General features: G+C 66.4%; 23 protein-coding genes. 14 read left to right on the forward strand and 9 right to left on the reverse strand.

What is annotated here, in order from left to right:
- Positions 1-98 precede the first annotated feature (98 nt).
- The 5 genes from FHS47_RS05260 to FHS47_RS05280 form a co-directional block, all read right to left on the reverse strand.
- Positions 99-1,664 carry a DHA2 family efflux MFS transporter permease subunit gene (locus tag FHS47_RS05260; protein ID WP_167023907.1) on the reverse strand — a complete coding sequence of 522 codons (1,566 nt, stop codon included), beginning with the start codon at positions 1,662-1,664 and terminating at the stop codon, positions 99-101.
- On the reverse strand, positions 1,661-2,860 hold the full coding sequence (locus tag FHS47_RS05265; RefSeq protein ID WP_167023910.1) for an HlyD family efflux transporter periplasmic adaptor subunit: 1,200 nt from the start codon (positions 2,858-2,860) through the stop codon (positions 1,661-1,663). The genes FHS47_RS05260 and FHS47_RS05265 overlap by 4 nt, the downstream gene beginning before the upstream one ends.
- Complete coding sequence (locus FHS47_RS05270) at positions 2,857-4,317, reverse strand: efflux transporter outer membrane subunit (RefSeq protein WP_167023913.1); 1,461 nt, start codon at positions 4,315-4,317, stop codon at positions 2,857-2,859. Before FHS47_RS05270 ends, FHS47_RS05265 begins: the two co-directional genes overlap by 4 nt.
- Positions 4,314-4,841 (reverse strand): MarR family transcriptional regulator, encoded by a 528-nt coding sequence (locus FHS47_RS05275; RefSeq protein ID WP_167023916.1) that lies wholly within the window; start codon positions 4,839-4,841, stop codon positions 4,314-4,316. Before FHS47_RS05275 ends, FHS47_RS05270 begins: the two co-directional genes overlap by 4 nt.
- A gap of 73 nt (positions 4,842-4,914) precedes the next feature.
- Positions 4,915-5,679 carry a TatD family hydrolase gene (locus tag FHS47_RS05280; protein ID WP_167023919.1) on the reverse strand — a complete coding sequence of 255 codons (765 nt, stop codon included), beginning with the start codon at positions 5,677-5,679 and terminating at the stop codon, positions 4,915-4,917.
- Positions 5,680-5,818: 139 nt separating this feature from the next.
- Between FHS47_RS05280 and FHS47_RS05285 the strand changes: the two genes are divergently transcribed.
- Together FHS47_RS05285 and FHS47_RS19880 are read left to right on the forward strand one after the other, a co-directional pair.
- Positions 5,819-6,418, forward strand: a complete 600-nt coding sequence (locus tag FHS47_RS05285; RefSeq protein WP_167023922.1) for a glycine zipper 2TM domain-containing protein — start codon at positions 5,819-5,821, stop codon at positions 6,416-6,418.
- Positions 6,419-6,450: 32 nt separating this feature from the next.
- Positions 6,451-6,918: a glycine zipper 2TM domain-containing protein gene (locus tag FHS47_RS19880; RefSeq protein ID WP_167023925.1), complete on the forward strand. Its 468-nt coding sequence runs from the start codon at positions 6,451-6,453 to the stop codon at positions 6,916-6,918.
- A 252-nt stretch (positions 6,919-7,170) separates the two neighbouring features.
- Here the strand turns inward: FHS47_RS19880 and FHS47_RS05295 are convergent, their stop codons facing one another.
- Both FHS47_RS05295 and FHS47_RS05300 read right to left on the reverse strand, forming a co-directional pair.
- Positions 7,171-7,605, reverse strand: coding sequence for a cell wall hydrolase (locus FHS47_RS05295; RefSeq protein WP_167023928.1), 435 nt, complete (start codon positions 7,603-7,605; stop codon positions 7,171-7,173).
- Between the two features lie 432 nt (positions 7,606-8,037).
- Positions 8,038-8,829: a folate-binding protein gene (locus tag FHS47_RS05300; RefSeq protein WP_167023931.1), complete on the reverse strand. Its 792-nt coding sequence runs from the start codon at positions 8,827-8,829 to the stop codon at positions 8,038-8,040.
- Positions 8,830-8,956: 127 nt separating this feature from the next.
- On the opposite strand from FHS47_RS05300, the gene FHS47_RS05305 reads away from it, so the two are divergent.
- The 9 genes from FHS47_RS05305 (at position 8,957) to lolD (ending at position 15,435) form a co-directional block, all read left to right on the forward strand.
- Entirely contained in the window at positions 8,957-9,124 is a 168-nt protein-coding gene (locus tag FHS47_RS05305) for a DUF1674 domain-containing protein (RefSeq protein WP_167023934.1), read from the forward strand.
- A gap of 60 nt (positions 9,125-9,184) precedes the next feature.
- Positions 9,185-9,577, forward strand: coding sequence for a succinate dehydrogenase, cytochrome b556 subunit (gene sdhC, locus FHS47_RS05310; RefSeq protein WP_167023937.1), 393 nt, complete (start codon positions 9,185-9,187; stop codon positions 9,575-9,577).
- Positions 9,574-9,960 (forward strand): succinate dehydrogenase, hydrophobic membrane anchor protein, encoded by a 387-nt coding sequence (gene sdhD, locus FHS47_RS05315; RefSeq protein WP_167023940.1) that lies wholly within the window; start codon positions 9,574-9,576, stop codon positions 9,958-9,960. The genes sdhC and sdhD overlap by 4 nt, the downstream gene beginning before the upstream one ends.
- A gap of 3 nt (positions 9,961-9,963) precedes the next feature.
- A complete protein-coding gene (sdhA, locus tag FHS47_RS05320; protein WP_167023943.1) occupies positions 9,964-11,748 on the forward strand; it encodes a succinate dehydrogenase flavoprotein subunit in 1,785 nt (594 codons plus the stop codon).
- 21 nt (positions 11,749-11,769) lie between these two features.
- Complete coding sequence (locus FHS47_RS05325; RefSeq protein ID WP_167023946.1) at positions 11,770-12,555, forward strand: succinate dehydrogenase iron-sulfur subunit; 786 nt, start codon at positions 11,770-11,772, stop codon at positions 12,553-12,555.
- 144 nt (positions 12,556-12,699) lie between these two features.
- The gene (locus FHS47_RS05330; protein WP_167023948.1) at positions 12,700-12,948 is read left to right on the forward strand and encodes a succinate dehydrogenase assembly factor 2; all 249 of its coding nucleotides are present in this window, start codon (positions 12,700-12,702) and stop codon (positions 12,946-12,948) included.
- Positions 12,920-13,333 (forward strand): hypothetical protein, encoded by a 414-nt coding sequence (locus tag FHS47_RS05335; RefSeq protein ID WP_167023951.1) that lies wholly within the window; start codon positions 12,920-12,922, stop codon positions 13,331-13,333. Before FHS47_RS05330 ends, FHS47_RS05335 begins: the two co-directional genes overlap by 29 nt.
- Before the next feature lie 175 nt (positions 13,334-13,508).
- Positions 13,509-14,750 (forward strand): lipoprotein-releasing ABC transporter permease subunit, encoded by a 1,242-nt coding sequence (locus tag FHS47_RS05340; RefSeq protein ID WP_167023955.1) that lies wholly within the window; start codon positions 13,509-13,511, stop codon positions 14,748-14,750.
- The gene (lolD, locus tag FHS47_RS05345; protein WP_167023958.1) at positions 14,743-15,435 is read left to right on the forward strand and encodes a lipoprotein-releasing ABC transporter ATP-binding protein LolD; all 693 of its coding nucleotides are present in this window, start codon (positions 14,743-14,745) and stop codon (positions 15,433-15,435) included. The genes FHS47_RS05340 and lolD overlap by 8 nt, the downstream gene beginning before the upstream one ends.
- Before the next feature lie 241 nt (positions 15,436-15,676).
- Here the strand turns inward: lolD and FHS47_RS05350 are convergent, their stop codons facing one another.
- Positions 15,677-16,423 carry an anti-sigma factor gene (locus tag FHS47_RS05350; protein WP_167023961.1) on the reverse strand — a complete coding sequence of 249 codons (747 nt, stop codon included), beginning with the start codon at positions 16,421-16,423 and terminating at the stop codon, positions 15,677-15,679.
- Complete coding sequence (locus tag FHS47_RS05355) at positions 16,420-16,932, reverse strand: sigma-70 family RNA polymerase sigma factor (RefSeq protein WP_167023964.1); 513 nt, start codon at positions 16,930-16,932, stop codon at positions 16,420-16,422. Before FHS47_RS05355 ends, FHS47_RS05350 begins: the two co-directional genes overlap by 4 nt.
- A gap of 126 nt (positions 16,933-17,058) precedes the next feature.
- Between FHS47_RS05355 and FHS47_RS05360 the strand changes: the two genes are divergently transcribed.
- From FHS47_RS05360 to FHS47_RS05370, 3 genes are read left to right on the forward strand one after another with little or no spacing between them, the layout of a single operon-like run.
- Positions 17,059-18,147 carry a catalase family peroxidase gene (locus FHS47_RS05360; RefSeq protein ID WP_167023967.1) on the forward strand — a complete coding sequence of 363 codons (1,089 nt, stop codon included), beginning with the start codon at positions 17,059-17,061 and terminating at the stop codon, positions 18,145-18,147.
- Positions 18,144-18,686: a cytochrome b gene (locus FHS47_RS05365; RefSeq protein WP_167023970.1), complete on the forward strand. Its 543-nt coding sequence runs from the start codon at positions 18,144-18,146 to the stop codon at positions 18,684-18,686. The genes FHS47_RS05360 and FHS47_RS05365 overlap by 4 nt, the downstream gene beginning before the upstream one ends.
- Positions 18,687-18,706: 20 nt before the next feature.
- Complete coding sequence (locus FHS47_RS05370; protein WP_167023972.1) at positions 18,707-19,810, forward strand: aminopeptidase; 1,104 nt, start codon at positions 18,707-18,709, stop codon at positions 19,808-19,810.
- Positions 19,811-20,048: the final 238 nt, after the last annotated feature.

Consider the following 20,048-nt stretch of genomic DNA (forward strand, 5'->3'; position numbering starts at 1 on the left):
GCTACCACGAGGTATTGCGCCGCACCAGTTGTCCTAAGTCACGGTAATCGTTTTCAGATTTCACAAGTGGTATTTGGATCGATTTAGGTAACGTCGATTTAATGTGCGGCTGCACCACCGGCATTCCCGAACGGCGGCTTCGCAAACCAGAGGATGGGGATGAGCGACAGGAACAGGATGGCGCAGCCCCAGAACACGTCGTTTACCGCCAGCGTGGCGGCCTCGCGGGTGACCAGCTGGTCCACCACGGCCAGGCCCGGCTTGCCCGGAATGCCCAGCGTGGTGAGCTTCTGGGTGAACGCCGTGGTGGCGGGCGAGGCGTGCGTCACATATTCGGTGAGTGCCGCATGGTGGGAATCCGTGCGGTGCTGCCACAGCGTCACCGTGATGGCGGTGGACACGCTGGAGGCCAGCGTGCGGCAGAAATTCGCCAGGCCCGACGCGCCTGCGATCTGGTCCGGATTGAGGCCGGAGAGGAATATCTGGTTGAGCGGAATGAAGAAGCAGGCGATGGCGATGCCCATGATGAAGCGCGGCAGCACCAGCGCGGCGTACGACGCACCGCTGTTGAACCCGGCGAACCAGAACGAAGTGAACGCGAACACCAGGAAGGCGAAGGTGACCACCGCGCGCAATTCCAGCCGCTGGATGTTCTTGCCGATGAAGGGCGAGACGAGGAAGGCCAGGATGCCCACGGGCGCAGTGGCGAGGCCCGCCCATGTCGCGGTGTAGCCCAGGGTGGTCTGCAACCACAGCGGGAACACCACATTGATGCCGAAGAAGGCGAGCATGCCGAGCGACAGCGCGGTCACGCCGATGGCGAAGTTGCGGCGGGCGAACAGCGAGAGGTCGACCACCGGATGCTTGGCCGTGAGTTCCCAGATGACCAGGAACACCAGCGCCACCAGGGCGATGAGACCCAGCGTGAGGATCATCGGCGACGCGAACCAGTCGTGGTCGTTGCCGTTGTCCAGCATGAACTGCAGCGAGCCCACGCCAAGGATGAGCAGCGCAAGGCCCACGGTATCGATCGGCGCCTTCACGATCTTCGTTTCGCGGTGGCGCAGGATGGCCCAGGTGACGAAACCCGCGGCGGCACCGACCGGCACGTTGATGTAGAAGATCCACGGCCAGGAGAAATTGTCGGTGAGGTAACCGCCGAGGATCGGACCGAAGATGGGCGCCACGACCACCGTCATGGCCCACATCGCCAGGGCGATGCCTTGTTTCGTCTTCGGGTAGCTGGCCAGGAGCAGCGATAGCGACAAGGCCACCATCGGCCCGGAACCCGCGCCCTGCATCAGCCGGAAGATCACCAGCATCGGCATGTTCGTGGCAAGGCCGCACAGCATGGAAAACGCCACGAACAGGCCCACGGAGACGCAGAACGTGCGCACTTCGCCGAAGCGCTTCGCCAGCCAGCCGGTGAGCGGCTGCATGATGGCGCTGGCAAGGGCATAGGAACTGATGGCCCAGGTGCCCTCGCTCGAACTCACGCCCAGGCTGCCCGCGATGTGCGGAACGGCCACGTTGACGATCGTCATGTCGAGGATCTCCATGAACGTGGAGAACGCGACGGCGATCGTCAGCAGGACCAGCGGCCCGCCGTGCAGCGGCTTGGGGCCGTTGGCGGCGGCGTCGGGAAGGGCGGTGTCGTCGCTCAAGGCACGCCGGCTCCGAGGTTGGCGCGCACGATGGCGTCGGCGGCGGCGTCGGCCTTGGAAGCCACGTCGTCATAAACGCGCGTCTGCGCCACGGGAACGTTGGAGGGTTGGGCGGGCAACACGTCGCCCTTGTCGTCCGTGATGTCCACCGTCACAGCGGTGGAAAGGCCGATGCGCAGCGGATGCTTGTCGAGGTCCTTGGGATCGAGCGCGATGCGAACGGGGACACGCTGCACCACCTTGATCCAGTTACCGGTGGCGTTCTGCGCGGGCAGCAACGAGAAGGCGCTGCCGGTGCCGGCCCCGAGGCCTATCACCTTGCCGTGGTATTCCACGCCGCCGCCGTAGATGTCGGCTTCCACCTTTGCGGGCTGCCCGATGCGCACGTGGCGCAGCTGGCCTTCCTTGAAGTTGGCGTCCACCCAAAGGTCGTGCAGCGGCACCACGGTCATCAGTTGCTGGCCGGGCTGTACGCTGTTGCCCACCTGCACGCCACGCAGAGCGACATAGCCGTCGATGGGCGCGACGATGGCGTTTCGCTGCGCAGCCACCCACGCCTGGCGGAAGTTGGCACGTGCCTGGGCCACGGTGGGGTTGTCCTCGACATTGCTGCCGTCCACGAGCGCACGGGCCGCGTCCGCCTGCCGCTGGGCCGAGTCCAGCGCGGACTGCGCGCTGGTCACCGCGTCGCGGGCGTGCTGCACTTCCTCGGGCGCCACGGCCTTCTCGGCAAGCAGCGGGAGACGGCGCTTCAGGTCGTCCTGCGCGCGCTTCAGGTCCTGCTGGCGGGCCACGAGCGCCGCGTCGGCGCTTGCGGCCGACTGCGTCTGCTGGCGCACCTGGCGCACTGCCTGCGCGAGCGCGCTGCCGGCCTTGCGCAGCGCTACGTCGGCATCCGTCGGATCGAGCCGCACGAGTACCTGGCCGGCGTTCACGCGCTGGGTGTCGTCCGCGTAGACGCCGACGACGATGCCCGGCACCTGTGCCGAGATGGCCACCTGGTTGCCGCCCACGTAGGCGTCGTCGGTGGTCTCGCGGGTGGAGAACACGAAAAGCCAGAGAAGGAACCAGATCACGCCCGCGAGGACGAAGACCAGCAGCGCGATGAGCAGCGCGCGGCCGCGCTTGCGCTTGTCCTTGGGCGCGTTGCCGCTTTCGTCCTGCGCGGGCTGCGTATCGTTGGGGGAAGCGCTCATGGGCTCGTGGTTCCGTGGGTGCTGGTAGTGGAGGAGGATGCGATGGGCTCGGCGCGGTAACCGCCGCCGAGCGCCTTGATGAGTGCGACGTCGGTGGACAGCGCCTGCGCGTGCAGATCGGTGTCCGCGTCCTGCTGCTGGATCAGCGCCGCTTCCGTTGCCAGGGACTCGCGGTCGTCGCGTACGCCGCGCGCCGCGCGTGCCTTCGCGCTAGCAAGCAGCGCGTCGGCCGCGTCGATCTGGGCGGCCTGCTGTGTCCGTCGGTTAGCGAGCTGCTGCGCGCCCAGTGCCTGCGTGGCGACGTCGCGTGCGGCGGATGCCACCGTGGCGTTGTATTGGGCCACGGCCGCGTCGAGCTGTGCCCGGGTCACGCCGTGGTTCGCCTCGAGCGCACCGCCTTCGAAGATCGGCAGGTGAATCGCGGGACTCAAGGAGAACACGCGGCTGTCGGCAGAGAACACCTTGTCCATGTCGATGCTCGACAAGCCGGCCATCGCACTGAGGCTGACATCCGGGAAGAACTGCGCGCGCGCGGCATCCGTCTGGCGCAATGCCGCTTCGATCTGCCACCGGCTGGCGGCGATGTCGGGGCGGCGCGCCATGAGGTCGGTGCCGGCATCGGACGGGAGGCCCGGCGTCACCTGGGGGAGCGGGCGCGGCGTCAATGCGGGAAGCTCGGCCGGCGACACGCCGACCAGCGTGGCGATCGAGACGCGGCGGATATCCGCCGAGCCCTGCAATGCCACGCGCTGCTGGCGCGCGCCGGCCAGTTCCGCGCGGGCCTGCTGGGCGGTGTCGGGTACGTCGACGCCTTGCTTCACGCGCAGCTCGGCGATGCGCAACGCGCGTTCGCGCGCGGCGACGAGCCTGTCGGCGAGGGCCACGCGGGCCTCGTCGGCAAGCCAGCCGAAATACGTATCGGCCACCATCGCCTGGATGCCCAGCGACGCCGCCGAACGTTCGGCTTCCGCCGCCCGGGCGCTGTCGATGGCGGATTCGATGGCGAATCGCTTCTTGCCCCACCAGTCGAAGTCGTAGCTCACCTGGATGCCGAGGTCGGCCTGGTTGTACCAGGTGAACCCGAGAAACTGCGAGGGAATGAGGCCGTGTTCGCTCATCCGCTGGCGGGTGACCTGCGCGCTGCCGTCCACGCGGAGGCCAGCCTGCGCCGCGGCGACACGGATGTTCTGCTCGGCCGACGACACCCGGGCGCGCGCTTGCGCCAGATCGGGCGCGCCGCGCAGGGCCATGTCCATCAGCGTGTCGAGTTGCGGATCGCCGTACACCTTCCACCACTGAGCGTCGGGCCACCCCGCGCGCTGGGTGGTGTTCAGGCCGGCCAGGGGCGCTTCGTCGCGAAGCGCAGGCCGTTCGATTTTCGCCGGCACGTGGCAGGCGGCCAGCAGCGTGGCAACCGCGCAGGCGAGCAGGGCGGGGCGGAGCGGGGCAAGGGTCATGGTGTGGCGTCCGGGTCCACCAGGGGATCGATATGCAGGGCGAGCTTCTTCAGCAGGCGCTCGAAGGTCTTGCGTTCGGCCGCGCTGAAACAGGCGAACGATTCGACCAGCGAAGGAAACAGGGGGGGCAGCATCTTCGCCACGAAACGGCGGCCTGCCGGTGTGATGCGAAGCACGACCTGACGCCGGTCGTGCGTGGCGTGCGATCGCGAGATGAGATCGCGCTTGGCGAGTGCATTGGCGATGCGCGTCATGTTCGTGGGTTTCTGCTCGGCGAGCAGGCAGAGTCGGCCCGGTGTCGCGGTGCCGTCCTCGCTGCTGTACAGCATCATGAGCGTGCGGAAGTCGCTGTCGTTGAGGCCGTAGGGCTTGAGCTTGACCTCGAATTCGCGCAGCAGCGCACCGGCGGTCAGCATCAGCAACCGCACGAGAAGCACTTCCGACACGGGCATGGCCGGCATGCGGCTGGCCACGCTGTCGACGCCCTCGTAGATGGCCTCGACACACGTCTTGATCCTGGACATTTCGCTGGCTAATAGTTCGCTAGTGAACTATCAGGCTAGCAAGAATCGTCTGACGCTAGCAATAGGCCGTTGCTTACAAGCGGAACAGCGCCGTGGCGTTGGCCGTGGTCCGCGCGGCCACATCCGCCTCCGATTCCCCGCGCAGGTTCGCCACCGTGCGCAGCACGTCGCGCAGATAGGCGGGCTCGTTGCGTTCCCCCTGGTGTCCCGAGCCGGGCTGGTCGGGTGCATCGGTTTCGAGGAGCAGCCGGTCGAGGGGCATGGCCGCCACGACGCGGTGGATGCGGTGGGCGCGCTCGTAAGTCACCGGGCCGCCGATGCCGATGTGGAAGCCGAGGTCGAACAGTTGCCGCGCCTGCTCCTCGCTGCCCGAGAAACTGTGCACCACGCCGCGCAATCCGCCCATGCGGCGCAAGGTGTGGATCACTTCCTCGAAGGCCCGCCGGGCATGCACGATCACCGGCAGGTCGTGTTCCCGGGCTATTGCCAGTTGCCGATGGAACAGGTCGCGCTGGCGTTCCGGGTCGAGCCCGTCGACGTAGAAGTCCAGGCCTATCTCGCCCACCGCCACGGCGCCGTGGTGTTCGAGCCAGGCCGGAAGTTCGTCCAGGTGCTCGTCGCGATGGTTCGCCAGGAAGAGGGGGTGCAGGCCATAGGCGACTGAAACGCCTTCGCGCGATGCGGCCAGGTGCTCGATCCTTTCCCAGTTTCCGCGGTCGATCGCGGGAACGACCCAACGCCGCACGCCTGCCTCGCGCGATCGCCCGAACATGGTGTCGCCGTCACCGTCGAACGAGGCGTCGTCCAGGTGCGCGTGGGTGTCTACGAGGTCGAGCATGTCGGTGCGTTACCTGAATGGACGTAAGTGTGAGTCTAAGGCGTCGTTCAGTTTAACGACTGTCAAATGGCGACGAGGCGGCTTTGGGTGATGGGGCTCAAGCGCTATCGGGTCGCCGATCCACAGTGGAGATTAGGGTATGAACAGGTTGAAGATTTCCGTCCTGAACGCCGGTTTGGGCGCGGCCCTGGTATTTGGCCTGTCCGCCTGCAACCGCGATGCGAACGCCGACGTGGCGAATGCGCCGGCCGGGGCAGCGGCCTCCCAGCCGATCGCACCGCCGCCGGCCGAGCCGGCCGGCCCGAAGTATGCCCGCGTGGTCAGCGTGGACCCGGTTCGCGAAACCACCGAAGGCCGTCGCGAGTGCCATGACGAGGTGGTGACCCGCCGGGCTCCGGTGAAGGATCAGCACCAGATCGCCGGTACCGCCATCGGTGCGGTCGCGGGCGGCCTGCTCGGCAACCAGATCGGCGGCGGCAAGGGGCGCACGCTCGCGACGGTGGCAGGAGCGGTGGGCGGCGGTTACGCCGGGCACGAGATCCAGGAGCGTCGACAGGAAACCAATACCGTCACCAGCACGGTGCGCAAATGCAGCTCGGTGCCGGGCAGCGACAAGATCGTGGCTTACGACGTTCGCTACGAATACAACGGCGTGACCCGTTCGGTGCGCATGGACCACGATCCGGGTGACCGCGTCGAGGTGCAGGAAGGCGTCACGGCGGTATCGGACGCGCGTTGATCCACGAATTCCTCTCCTAAGGAGTACAGCCCATGCACAGCATCGTTCGGAAGGCCGGCCTCGTTGCCGCCGCTTTGGCAACATTGTCGTTGACGGCGTGCTATGAGCAGCCGCGTCGGGTTTACCGGGACGATCGCGTCGTGTATTCCGGTGCACCGCGCGGTTGCGAGCAGTGCGGCGTGGTGGAGGATGTCGAGCAGGTGTACGTGGAGAAGGACTCGTCGCCGCTTGGTGCGGTCATCGGTGCCGTGGCGGGCGGTCTGCTCGGCAACACCATCGGCAAGGGCGACGGCCGTTCGGCGGCTACCGTCGGCGGCGCGGTGGTCGGCGGTGTCGTCGGCAATCAGGTGGGCAAGCGCAATGGCGCGAACGATGTGGCGTTCCGTGTGCGTATCCGCCTGGACGACGGCCGTTGGGCCACCGTGACGCAGCGGGAAGATCCGCAGCTGCGTCGCGGCGATTACGTCGAGGTGCGTGGCGATCACGTGTATCGTCGTTAAGACGTCTATACGTCCAAACGCGATGTCTCGTTGAAGTCGCTGGGCTCCTGTCTTCGCAGGAGCGACGGATTTCCAGCTTGTTGCGAAGAGTGGCGAGACCTCGTCCCTGCGAAGGCAGGGGCCCAGCGACTCAAGAGCCCGCGTCAGCGGGCTTTTTTATGCAAAAAAAAAGACCCTCGTCCGAGGGCCCCTTTTTCCCGGAGATCCCAAGCTGCCCGCCTGGATCTCTTTTCCCCGCAAGTTGTTCGCGCGTCAGTTGACGGCGTAGAACGCGTGGTCGCCGATCTTGCGAACGACGCGGCTGGCGGACCAGCTTGGTGAAACAGCAACGGTGGCGAAATGATCAGCCTGCGGAACGTAAACCAGGCGTTCGCTCTTCGGCAGGCTCCAGTTGTTGAGGGAGTCGCCGGCGATTTTCCATGCCTTGTTCCATGCTACGAGATCGTTGACCTCGAAATCCTTCGGTGTGGTGGTGATGGCGAACTGGCGTGGCGCCTTGACGACGTCGCAGACATTGCTGCCGCCCATGCGGCGATCGCGTCGCCTCAGGGCCACTTCCGCCACGGCGTACTGGCCGATGGTGGGTTCGCTGCGTGCCTCCAGGTAAACCGTCGTCGCCAGGCACGTCTGGTCGGCGAGGTGGCTCGGGAGGACGGACGCCATCCAGAGCAAAGCGGAGAGTTTCATGTGTATCTGCCTCCAACGAGCTTTTCCGTCACTTGCGGCTGGAGGGCCATGGGAGACGTATGAGCGGTAGACGGGCGGGCAGGCCGTTACTACCTGGACCAACCGATGGCATCCGTTGAATCTGATGAACACGGATGACTCGGGCGTCACACACTGTGACTGTACTGGGCGGCTGTCCGGAGCCGTCCGGTATAGGGTTTTCGGCTCGCGCGGAAACGGTGCGCGTCGCTCGTTCTCCGGTGGGGACCGGGTCGCGCCAGAACCGTCATCTTCGACGGATCGTCGCGGGTGTAACCGTGTCGTAACACCACGGCCACGTAAATGGGATCGGCGGAGCCTAGTGGCGGTTCGCCGTTTGCGCAAGTGCGGAGGGCGCTTGGTTCAGCTTCGACTCACACACATGCGCGAACATTTTTTTCGAAACAGTGCGCTTTATTCTGCGAATGTCGAGATGAGATGAAGGCGTGCATCGGCGATGTCAAGAGTCTCCTCCTGTATCGCCGTATCGTCGAGTACGACAAGAGTTGTAGGCAAATTGCTGATGTGCGCGTGCATCAACACCAAGCCTGCATCCTTGCCGTGAATGCGCAGCGCTTGCCCGTTCGCGAGACTCATGTGGCCTTCCACGCGCGCCGCATGCAGATGACGCTTGTGGCCACCGAGGAAATGCAGGCGCGCTGCAATCTCCTGACCGGGAAAACATCCTTTGTCGAATGCAACGGCACCCAGCCGTTCCATCGACAGTGCCGGTGGAAGCAACGTGCCGAGAGCGGCGTCGGGCAACCATGCAAAACCTTTCGCGATGTGACGTGCGATCCACGCGTCGTCGCTTTCGTTCGCGCCGATGCGCAACGATGCATCGCCTTCACCGAGCGTCAACACACCATCGTCGGTTTCCATCGCTTCGCTGTCGGCGAGTGCGTCGCCATCGGCGACGTGCCGTTCCTGCGATACCTCGATCTTCACCTTCGCGCGGAACACGAAACGCGCCAGATCCTGTGCGAGCGCTTGCGCGTCGCCGCCCCGCGGCACCGCCACGAACCGTTCGTCCGACACCCGCGCCACCTGGAGCAGGGCACGTACGCGCCCCTTGGGGTCCAGCCAGCCGCTCCACTGCCATTGGCCGGGGGCGAGCGACAGGATGTCGCTGCTGAACTGGGCATTGGCGAAGCCCGCGGCGTCAGGGCCGGTGAGGGTTATCGTACGAGTGGTAGTGCTCGGCATGGGGGAGGCGCACGAGGGAGGGGAGGGGTAAGATATACGGTCCGGCCGGGGCCTTCCCAAGGTCCGACGCATTCGTCAAGGTTGTGCTGCCGTGGCACAGGTATTACGCTTTCAGGGCTTTATAACCATGTCCGACAATCCCTCCGAACCCAAGGGCACGAACGATTCCGCTCCGGCGAAGCCGCTCGTTCCGCCGGTCGTCCCCACGAACGGCGAAGCAGGGGTCGAGAAAGCGCCATTGGACCCAACGCGTTACGGCGACTGGGAAAAGAACGGACGCTGCATCGACTTCTGAGAACCGGAAGGCGAAGAGAGAGACCGTCGGGCACCAGCGATTCCAATCAGGATAGCCGCCATGGCACAAACGGGACGCCCGCTCTCACCGCATATCCAGGTCTACAAGTGGCAAGTGCAGATGGTGACCTCCATCCTGCATCGCGCCACCGGCATCGTTCTCGCCGTCGGTAGCCTGCTCCTCGTCTGGGGTCTCGCGGCCATCGCCGCCGGCCCGGAGGCCTTCGCCACCTTCACCGACTGCGCCGGCAGCCCTCTGGGCATGATCGTGCTGGTCGGCTGGACCCTGGCCTTCTTCTATCACCTGGCCAACGGCATTCGCCACCTGGTGCAGGACACCGGCGTCGGTTACTCCATTCCCGCCTTCGTGCGCAGCAGCTGGCTGTCGATCATCGTCTCCATCGTGCTCACCGTCGCCGTCTGGGCCTATGTCCTCGCCGGGGGGCACGCATGAGCCGGGACCTGCGCAATCCGCTGGCCCGCGCTCGCGGCCTGGGCTCGGCGAAGGAAGGTGTCAGCCACTGGATGCTTCAGCGGGTCACCGGTCTCGGCCTGGTGTTCCTCACCGTCTGGTTCGTCGTGACCGTTCTCGGCCTCATGCACTCCGACTACGCCACCGCGCGCGCCACGTTGGCGAAGCCGTGGAACGCGGTGCTGCTCGCCGCCCTGCTGATCACCACGTTCCGCCATGCGGTACTCGGCCTGCAGGTCGTGATCGAAGACTACGTCCACACGCGCTGGCTCGAAGTGGCCTCGCTGGTGCTCATCAAGTTCATCGCCGTACTCGCCGCGCTCGCGGGCGTACTGGCCGTGCTGCGCGTCGCGCTCGGAAGCTGATCGATGGAAGCCTACAAGGTTCAACAACACAAGTACGACGTGATCGTGGTCGGTGCCGGCGGCGCCGGCCTGCGCGCCACCTTCGGCCTCGCCGAGAAGGGCCTCAAGGCCGCCTGCATCACCAAGGTGTTCCCGACGCGTTCGCACACCGTCGCCGCGCAGGGCGGTATCTCCGCCGCGCTCGGCAACATGGGCGAGGACGACTGGCGTTTTCACTTCTACGACACGATCAAGGGTTCCGACTGGCTCGGCGACCAGGACGCCATCGAGTACATGTGCCGTGAGGCCATCCCGGCCATCATCGAGCTGGAACACTACGGCGTGCCGTTCTCGCGTACCGAGGAAGGCAAGATCTACCAGCGCCCGTTCGGCGGCATGACCACGCATTACGGCCAGGGCACCGCGCAGCGCACCTGCGCCGCGGCCGACCGTACCGGCCACGCCATCCTGCACACGCTGTACCAGCAGGCCCTGGCGCACGACGCCACGTTCTTCATCGAGTACTTCGCCATCGACCTCATCTTCGAGGAAGGCAAGTGCGTGGGCGTGCTTGCGCTCGACATGAACGAGGGCACGCTGCACCTGTTCCGCGGCCATGCCGTGGTGATGGCTACCGGCGGTTACGGCCGCGCCTACTTCAGCGCCACCTCCGCGCACACCTGCACGGGCGACGGCGGCGGCATGGTGCTGCGCGCCGGCCTGCCGCTGCAGGACATGGAATTCGTGCAGTTCCACCCCACGGGTATCTACGGCGCCGGCTGTCTCATCACCGAGGGCGTGCGCGGCGAAGGCGGCTACCTCACGAACTCCGAGGGCGAGCGCTTCATGGAGCGCTATGCCCCGAATGCGAAGGACCTCGCCTCGCGCGACGTGGTCAGCCGTGCGATGACCATCGAGATCCGCGAAGGCCGTGGCGTGGGCCCGAACAAGGACCACATCCACCTCAACCTGATGCACCTTGGCCCCGAGGTCATCCACGAGCGCCTGCCGGGCATCGCCGAATCCGCGCGCATCTTCGCGGGCGTCGACGTCACGAAGGAGCCGATTCCCGTGCTGCCGACCGTCCACTACAACATGGGCGGCATCCCCACCAACTACCACGGCGAAGTCGTCACCAAGCTGGGCGACGATCCGGATGCCGTGGTGCCGGGCCTGTTCGCCATCGGCGAGGCCGCGTGCGTGTCCGTGCACGGCGCGAACCGCCTCGGTTCGAACTCGCTGCTCGACCTGGTGGTGTTCGGCCGTGCGGTGGCGAACCGCTGCGCCGAGATCGTCAAGCCGGGCGCCCCGCACCGCGACCTGCCGGCGAACGCGCTGGACAAGGTGCTCGGACGCTTCGACGCGCTGCGTTATGCCAATGGCGGCACGCCCACCGCGCAGATCCGCGCCGAAATGCAGAAGACCATGCAGTCCGACGCCGCCGTGTTCCGCACGGGGGAGACGCTGAAGGAAGGGTCGCAGAAGATTTCCGAGGTTTACACGAAGTTCCAGGACGTGAAGGTCACCGATCGTTCGCTGGTGTGGAACTCCGACCTCATCGAAACGTTGGAACTGTCGAACCTGCTCGCGCAGGCCGTGGCCACCATGCATTCGGCCGAGCAGCGTCCGGAAAGCCGTGGCGCCCATGCCCGCGAGGATTTCCCGGACCGCGACGACCACGAGTGGCAGAAGCACACGCTGGTATGGATCGACGAGGCCGGCAAGTCCCGCTTCGACTTCCGTCCGGTGCATATGTACACCTTGACGGACGACGTCGAAGTCGTGCCGCCGAAGAAGCGCGTTTACTGATACCGGACCGGAGAGGCAATCGTGGCAGAGTTCACGCTACCCAAGAATTCCAAGATCCAGGCCGGCAAGCATTTCCCGGCGAAGGGCGCGAAGAACGTGCGCACCTTCAAGGTGTACCGCTGGACGCCGGACGACGGCCAGAACCCGCGCACCGACACGTACGAGGTCGACCTCGACACGTGCGGTCCGATGGTTCTCGACGCCCTGCTGAAGATCAAGAACGAGATCGATTCCACGCTCTCCCTGCGCCGTTCGTGCCGTGAGGGCATCTGCGGCTCGTGCGCCATGAACATCGCCGGCACGAACACGCTGGCATGCACCAAGGCCATCGAGGACTGCGGCAGCGGCACGGTCAACATCTATCCCTTGCCGCACATGCCGGTGGTGAAGGATCTGGTGCCCGACCTCACGCACTTCTATGCGCAGTTCGCCTCCATCAAGCCGTGGATGCGCACGCAGAGCCCAGCGCCGGCCGACAAGGAGCGCCTGCAGTCGCCGGAAGACCGCAAGAAGCTCGACGGTCTCTACGAGTGCATCCTCTGCGCGTGCTGCTCCACGTCGTGCCCCAGCTACTGGTGGAACGGCGACCGTTACCTCGGTCCGGCCATCCTGCTCCAGGCCTACCGCTGGATCGTGGACAGCCGCGACGAGGACACCGGCAATCGCCTGGACGACCTCGAAGACCCGTTCAAGCTCTATCGCTGCCACACGATCATGAACTGCGCGCGCACCTGCCCGAAGGGTCTGAACCCGGCGAAGGCGATCGCGGAGATCAAGAAGCTGATCGTGGAGCGCCGTTCGGCCTGACTTCGGCAGTTTCCGGTCATGCCATACCTTGTGGGAGCCGGCTATGCCGGCGATCCCGCGGCAGCGGGCAAGCTTGCTGCGAGCACCCATCGCCGCTGAAGCGGCTCCCACACAAGGCGGCGTCGTTGCAGGAGTCGAGTTAGGATGGACGAAGCCCGCCTCAAACGCCTTCGTTGGCGCACCCGTCGCGGCACGCGCGAACTGGACCGTCTTTTCGGCGGCTGGCTCGACGAGCGCTTCGCCGACGCCGACGAAGCCACGCGACTGGCATTCGATGAACTGCTCGACGTGCAGGATCCCGATCTCTGGGATTGGGTGATGGGCCATGCCCGCGCCCCGCGCGACGACTGGCAGGCGATCATCGATGACATCCGCACGAGGCATCGGCTTTGATTGCCGGCCTTCGGCCACGCTGACGGCTCTCGTGGCGACGGTGCTGCTCCTGGCAACCGCCGCTCCGTTTTTCACCTCGCTGCCGTGGTATCTCCGCACGGCGCTCGCGACAATCGTCGCGGCGTACGGCCTGCGACGCCTTCGCGTGTTCCGCGAGCCACCCGTCGCCGCGGTATCGCTATCGCAGGCAGGCTTGTGGTCCGTGACGCTCCGCACCGGTCGCAACGCACCGGCCGAACTGCTCCACGCCCGCCTTTTCGCAGGCGGGGTGTTTCTGCACCTCGGCTGGCGCGGCGGCACGGCGCACCTGGTCCTTCTGCCCGACAACGTGCCCGCGGAGGACCTGCGCCTGCTGCGCGCCCGCATTCGATCGCGCAGGGTCTGACCGCATCCGGGTCTCCCACAAGGTTTCAGCAAACGGGTGGGAGACGGGCCCCAAGCGAGTCGGCAGCCGGCTCCCGCCAAGGGTCGGCTTGCCCCCGCGGGCCGCATCGGGCACTCTGCGGCGCGGTGCGTGTCTTAACTCGGCACCCCCTCATCCCAGGCAGTTGTCGACAGGTATGTTCAGACCCCTAGAGCTCTTCATCGGACTGCGGTACACGCGGGCGAAGCGTCGCAACCAGTTCATTTCCTTCATTTCCACCGTGTCGATCGTATGCATCGCGATCAGCGTCACCGCGCTCATCACGGTCATGTCGGTCATGAACGGCTTCGACAGCGAGCTGCGCAACCGTATCCTGGGTGCCGTCTCGCACGTCACCGTGTCCGGCATCGACGAAACGGTGCAGAACTGGCAGACCGCGGTGAAGACCGCGGAAAGCACGAACCACGTGCGTGGCGCGGCACCCTACGTGGAGATCCAGGCCTTCCTGCAGGCCCGGCGCCCGAGCGGCGCGCTCATCCGCGGCGTCTTGCCGTCGATGGAACCCAACGTGTCCGACATCGACCGGCACATGGTCGAAGGCAAGATGTCCGACCTTACCGACCGCAGCTGGAAGATCGTGCTCGGCCGGGAACTGGCCCTCACGCTCGGCGTGCAGGTCGGCGACAAGGTTACCGTGGTGGTGCCCCAATTCACGGCCACGCCCATGGGGGCCGTGCCAAAACTGCGAAGCTTCACCGTCAGCGGCATCTTCGAACTGGGCATGCAGGAATACGACGCCAACCTGGCGCTCATCTCCATGCAGGACGCCGAACGCCTGAACGGCTTCGACGGCCCCACCGGCATCCGCCTGAAGCTGGACGACATGCGCGAGGCATGGCCCGTGGCGCAGGAGCTGGTAAACAAGCTCGGCCAGGCCTATCGCGTGGAAACGTGGATGGATACGCATGCCAACTTCTTCCGTGCCATCGACATGGAAAAGAAGGTGATGTTCATCATCCTCTCGCTGATCATCCTCGTGGCCGTCATCAACCTCATTTCGATGCTGATGATGCTGGTCACCGACAAGCAGGCAGACATCGCCATCTTGCGCACGCTGGGCTCGACGCCACGCAGCATCATGGGCATGTTCATGGTGCAGGGCGTGCTGGTGGGCGTGGTGGGCATCGCCTTCGGCGTGCTGCTCGGTGCGGTGCTGTCGCTGAACCTGCCGGCGCTCGTGAAGTGGATCGAGCACGTTACCGGCCAGACGTTCCTTTCGCCGGACGTTTACTACATCAGCGAGCTGCCGAGTCAGCTGCTCTGGTCCGACGTGGGCTGGGTGGTACTGGTGACGTTCGCCTTCTCGCTGCTGGCCACCCTGTACCCGGCGTGGCGCGCCTCGCGCACGCAGCCCGCCCAGGCGCTTCGCTATGAATAAGCCAAACGACGACATCGTTCTGCGCGCCACCGGCGTCGCCAAGGTCTATGAGGAGGGCGACCTGCGTACGGGCGTCCTTTCCAACGTGAACTTCACGCTGCGCCGTGGCGAGACCATGGCCATCGTCGGCGCATCCGGTTCCGGCAAGTCCACGCTGCTGCACATCATCGGCGGCCTCGACACGCTCACCGCGGGCAAGGTGGAGGTCAACGGCAGGGTGCTTTCCGAGCTGTCGGATGCCGAGCGCGGCCGGGAGCGCAACCGCTCGCTCGGCTTCATCTACCAGTTTCACCACCTGCTGCCGGAATTCACGGCGCTCGAGAACGTGTGCATGCCGCTGCTCATCCGCGGCGTGTCGATCGCACAGGCCGAGAAGGAAGCGACGGCGTTGCTGGAGCGCGTGGGCCTTGCCGCGCGCCTGCGCCATCGTCCGGCGGAGATGTCCGGCGGCGAACGCCAGCGTTGCGCCGTGGCCCGCGCGCTGGTCACGCGTCCCGCATGCGTGCTGGGCGACGAGCCCACCGGCAACCTCGACGAGGCCAATGCCGCGCACGTGTACGAGTTGATGCTGGAGCTCAATCGCGAGATCGGCACGAGCTTCGTGCTCGTCACGCATGACTCGCGGCTGGCAGGTCGCATGGACCGCACGCTGGAGCTGCACTCCGGCGAACTGCACGAGCGTTGAAACCACAGTGTGGGGCCTGCAGTTCCCTCGCGGGGAGCCGCTTCTGTGGGAGCCGCTTCAGCGGCGATGGGAGCTCGCGGGACCGTTGCCCGCTGCCGCGGGATCGCCGCTGAAGCGGCTCCCACAGGAGTTGCTCCCACATCGGTTCTTCCCACAGAAGCGGCTCCCACAGGAGTTGCTCCCACATCGGTTCTTCCCACAGAAGCGGGTTCTGCAAGTGACCTTGCAGATTGCGGGGCCGTCAAATCGCCTTGCCGGTCACCCGGTCGGCCGCCTGCCTGCCGGCTGCATCGGCAACCGCCACCACGGCGTAGTTGTGGCCGCCTTCCGACCAGTAGTTCGCCAGCAGACCGTCGTCCTCGCGGGCGCCGCGCGGCAGGAAGCGCCGCGCCGGCCCCGGCGGCCGGACATAGAAGCTCACCGTATGCCCGCTGCCGTCGTCGTAGAGCACCATGGCCGCCGGCCCCTCATTCGTCGCGAACAGGCGGCCACCGATGGGCCGGAAGCCGGCATCGGCGAGGTCCGGCAGGCGCACGTCCTGTCCCACGCGACCGGAGAGCCAGGCGCGCAGGTCGTTCTCGTTGCCGGTGGTGATGTCCATGCCGACGCCGTGATCCAGTGCGAGCAGGCGGTAAGCCTGCATCGCATCGGCCATCGGCGCGTCGCCGGAACCGATACCGCGGGCGGCCCAGCCCGCGATACCGCCGACGAAGAGGCACAGGACGATGCCGGCGGCCATGCCCAGGCGCACGAAGCGGCGGCGCCGTGCGCGCTCACGCACGCGTGACGGGTCCAGCGCCGGTGCCGGTGCCAGGTCGCCCGCCAGCAGGGCCCGCAACTGCTGTGCATCCTGGCGCCAGCCGTGCACCTCGTCGGCCTGTTCCGCATGGCGCGACAGGTAGCGCTCCACCTCGCCCCGGCGCGGGTCGTCCAGGTGGCCGTCCACGTAGGCGTGGATATCGTGTTCGCTCGGAGGCGTGAGGTTCATTTCAGCAGTCGCAGGGAAGGGGATTGGGGGTCGCCTTCGCCAAGCTGGCGCAAGGCACGGCGCGCGCGGGAGAGACGGGACATGACGGTGCCGATCGGCACGTCGAGGATGTCGGCCACCTCCTGGTAACTCAGGCCCTCGACCGAGATCCAGATCAGCAGGCTGCGCTGTTCCGGCGGCAGCGCGGCGAAGGCGGCCAGCGTGGAGTGAGCCATGGCCACGCGTTCCGCCGAAGGCCATGTGGGCTCGTCCTCCGCCAGCGATCCAATCAGCAGCGCATAGCGACTGGCGCGGCGTTTTCCATCAAGGAACAGTCGGTAGAGGATCGAAAAGAGCCAGGCTCGCAGGCTATCTTCCTCCCGTCGCGTCTTCCAGCGCGACAACGCGCGTTCGATCGTGGACTGCACGAGATCGTCCGCGGCATGGCTATCCCGGGCGAGCCACAGCGCGAAGCGCCGCAGGCGCGGCAGCATCGTGCGCAGGTCGTCGTCGATGTTCGGGGTGGGCATGCCGGGCCTCCGCCGGGCGTTCGTCGGACATATGACGTCCGGTGCCGTGGATTATTCCCAGGGGAGGGAATAAAAGTCCCTGACGTACGTCCCACCCTGGAACGACCACTTGGACAGGATGCAGATATGACAGACGAAACCGGGGCACGTTCCCGCCCCCCGACCCATACGGCCTGGCGCTGGGCCCTGATCGGCCTGGCCGTCGCCGGTTTCGCGGCCGCGTTCGGCTACGTGGCAGGCTGGCTGGCGCCGGGCCGGCTCACACCGCATCGCCTGGTGAACGCCGTGGCGGCGAACGGCGGCGAGCACGCGGGGTTCCGGCGCAACCATGCCAAGGGCGTCTGCGTCGCCGGCCGCTTCGAAGCAAGCGGTGCCCTGGCCGGCTTTTCCACCGCCCCGCTCTTCGCCGCGGGTACCTCCACCCCCGTGGTGGGTCGCTTCGCGGTTCCCGGCAGCAATCCGTACGCGGCCGACAGCAGCGTGCCCATCCGCAGTCTTGCGCTGCGTTTCGACCTGCCCGACGGTGAGCAGTGGCGCACGGGCATGAACGCCATGGCGATGTTCCCCGTGGCCACGCCCCAGGCGTTCTACGCGCTGCAACTGGCCACGCATGCCGACCCTGCGACAGGCAAACCCGATCCCGCCAAGACAAAGGCGTTCTTCGAGAGCCATCCGGAAACCGCGCCGTTCCTCGCCTGGGTGAAGACCGCGAAACCGTCGGCCAGCTACGCCAGTGAAACCTATCGCAGCATCAATGCTTTCTATCTGCGCGATGCAGCGGGCGACCGCCACGCCGTGCGCTGGGCCATGGTGCCGGAACAGCCGGCGGAAGGAGACGGCGGCCCGGCCGCCGGCGACACCGACTATCTCGCCGCGGATCTCGGGAAGCGCCTTGCCGCGGGCCCGCTGCGTTGGCACCTGCAAATGGTGTTCGCTGTACCTGGCGACGCCGTGGACGACGCGACGCGCGCCTGGCCCGACGACCGGCGAATGGTCGATGCCGGCACGCTCGTGCTCACCTCGTCGCAGCCGCAGGCCGACGGCCCGTGCCGCGACGTGAACTACGATCCGACGATCCTGCCGCGCGGCATCGAAACGTCCGACGATCCGCTGCTCGCCGCGCGCTCGGCGACCTATGCGGACTCGTACCTCCGCCGTACGAGCGAGGAAGCCCATGTGCCTGGCACGAAGCATCCGGGGGAGGACAAGCGATGAGCCGTTCCGACACGTTCCATCCGTTCGCGCGGGTGCTGCATTGGCTGATGGCGCTGATGATCCTGACCATGCTCTTCGTCGGCGCCGGCATGGTGAGCACCGTGGAAACGAAGCACGACTGGCTTCTGGCGATCCACAAGCCGCTGGGCATCACCATCTTCGTGCTGGCGCTCATTCGCCTGGGCTTCCGCCTGACACATCCGGCGCCGCCGCTGCCGGTGGACATGCCGTTGTGGCAGAAGCTGGCGGCCCATGCGTCACACTGGCTGCTCTACGCCTTGATGATTGCGCTGCCGCTGATCGGGTGGGGCATGCTTTCGGCCGGCAATTACCCGGTGACGCTGGGAGGTGGTCTGCTGTTGCCGCCCATCCTGCCCAGCGATCCCCTGGTGTTCGCCTGGCTGCGCGAAGCGCATCGCTATCTTGCGTGGCTGTTCTTCCTCACCTTCCTGGCGCATATGGGCGCGGCGCTGATGCACGGGCTCATTCGCAGGGACGGCGTACTGCAGTCGATGACCGGGGGGCGCACGCCGGATTGAAGGTGCGGCACAATGGCGCGATGCGCATTGCCATCGCCGCCATCCTCGTGCTCCTCGTCTCGGGGTGCCGCTCCATCGGTTACTACGCCCACGTGGCGCACGGGCAGGCGGCGCTTCTCCATGAACGCCGCCCGATCGCAAAAGTGCTTGCGGACCCGAAAGTTCCGCAAGCCACCCGACGTCGGCTCGAGCTCGCCACCGAGGCCCGGCGCTTCGCGTCCATGCGGCTGGATCTGCCGGACAATCGCAGCTACACGTACTACGTGCAGCTGGATCGTCCATGGGTTGCCTGGAACGTGTTTGCCACGCCGGCGCTCTCGGTGACGCCGGTGACACACTGTTTTCCGATCGCCGGTTGCGTCGCCTACCGCGGTTATTTCGATCAGGGTCTCGCCCGGCGCGAGGCCGAGCGCGAGAAGGCCCTGGGCCACGACGTCGCTATCGGCGAAGTGCCGGCGTATTCCACGCTGGGATGGTTTGCCGATCCGATCTTGAGCAGCATGTTGCGCTGGGACGACGACGAGCTCGCCGGCACGATCTTTCACGAGCTTGCGCACCAGAAGATCTACGTGAAGGACGACTCGTCGTTCAACGAGTCGTTCGCCACCTTCGTGGAGCGCGAAGGCCTGCGCGAGTGGCGTTCGGCGCGGAACCTGCCGCAGCCCGACGAAAAGGACGACGCGCTGGAACGTGCCTTCACGCAGCAGGTGCTGGCCTTGCGGGAGCGCCTGAAAGACCTCTATGCCAAGCCCTGGACCGACGACGCGAAGCGAGTGGCCAAGGCAGAGGAGTTCGAGGATTTCCGCGGACGCTACCTCGCGTGGCGCGACGGCGAGGCGGGCGGCGATCGCCGCTACGACCGCTGGATGTCGCGCTCCCTCAACAACGCGTCGCTGTTGCCGTTCGGCCTTTACGACACCTGGGTGCCGTCGTTCGCGGCACTGTTCGACGAAGCCGGCCGCTCGTGGCCGGCATTCTTCGCGCGGGTGAAGGCGCTGGCGAAGTTGCCTCCGCCGGCGCGCACCGAGGAACTGCAACGCTTGTCGCGAATTACTGTGGGAGCCGGCTATGCCGGCGATCCCGCGGCAGCGGGCAACCTTGCCGCAAGCACCCATCGCCGCTGAAGCGGCTCCCACACAAAGCCAGTTTGCCTTGTGCGGTGTGGCGGGCCTTCTGTGGGAGCCGGCTATGCCGGCGATCCCGCGGCAGCGGGCAACCTTGCCGCGAGCACCCATCGCCGCTGAAGCGGCTCCCACACAAAGCCAGTTTGCCTTGTGCGGTGTGGCGGGCCTTCTGTGGGAGCCGGCTATGCCGGCGATCCCGCGGCAGCGGGCAACCTTGCCGCGAGCACCCATCGCCGCT

The sequence above is a fragment of the Luteibacter sp. SG786 genome (assembly GCF_011759605.1).
In the GTDB taxonomy this organism is placed as follows: Bacteria; Pseudomonadota; Gammaproteobacteria; order Xanthomonadales; family Rhodanobacteraceae; genus Luteibacter.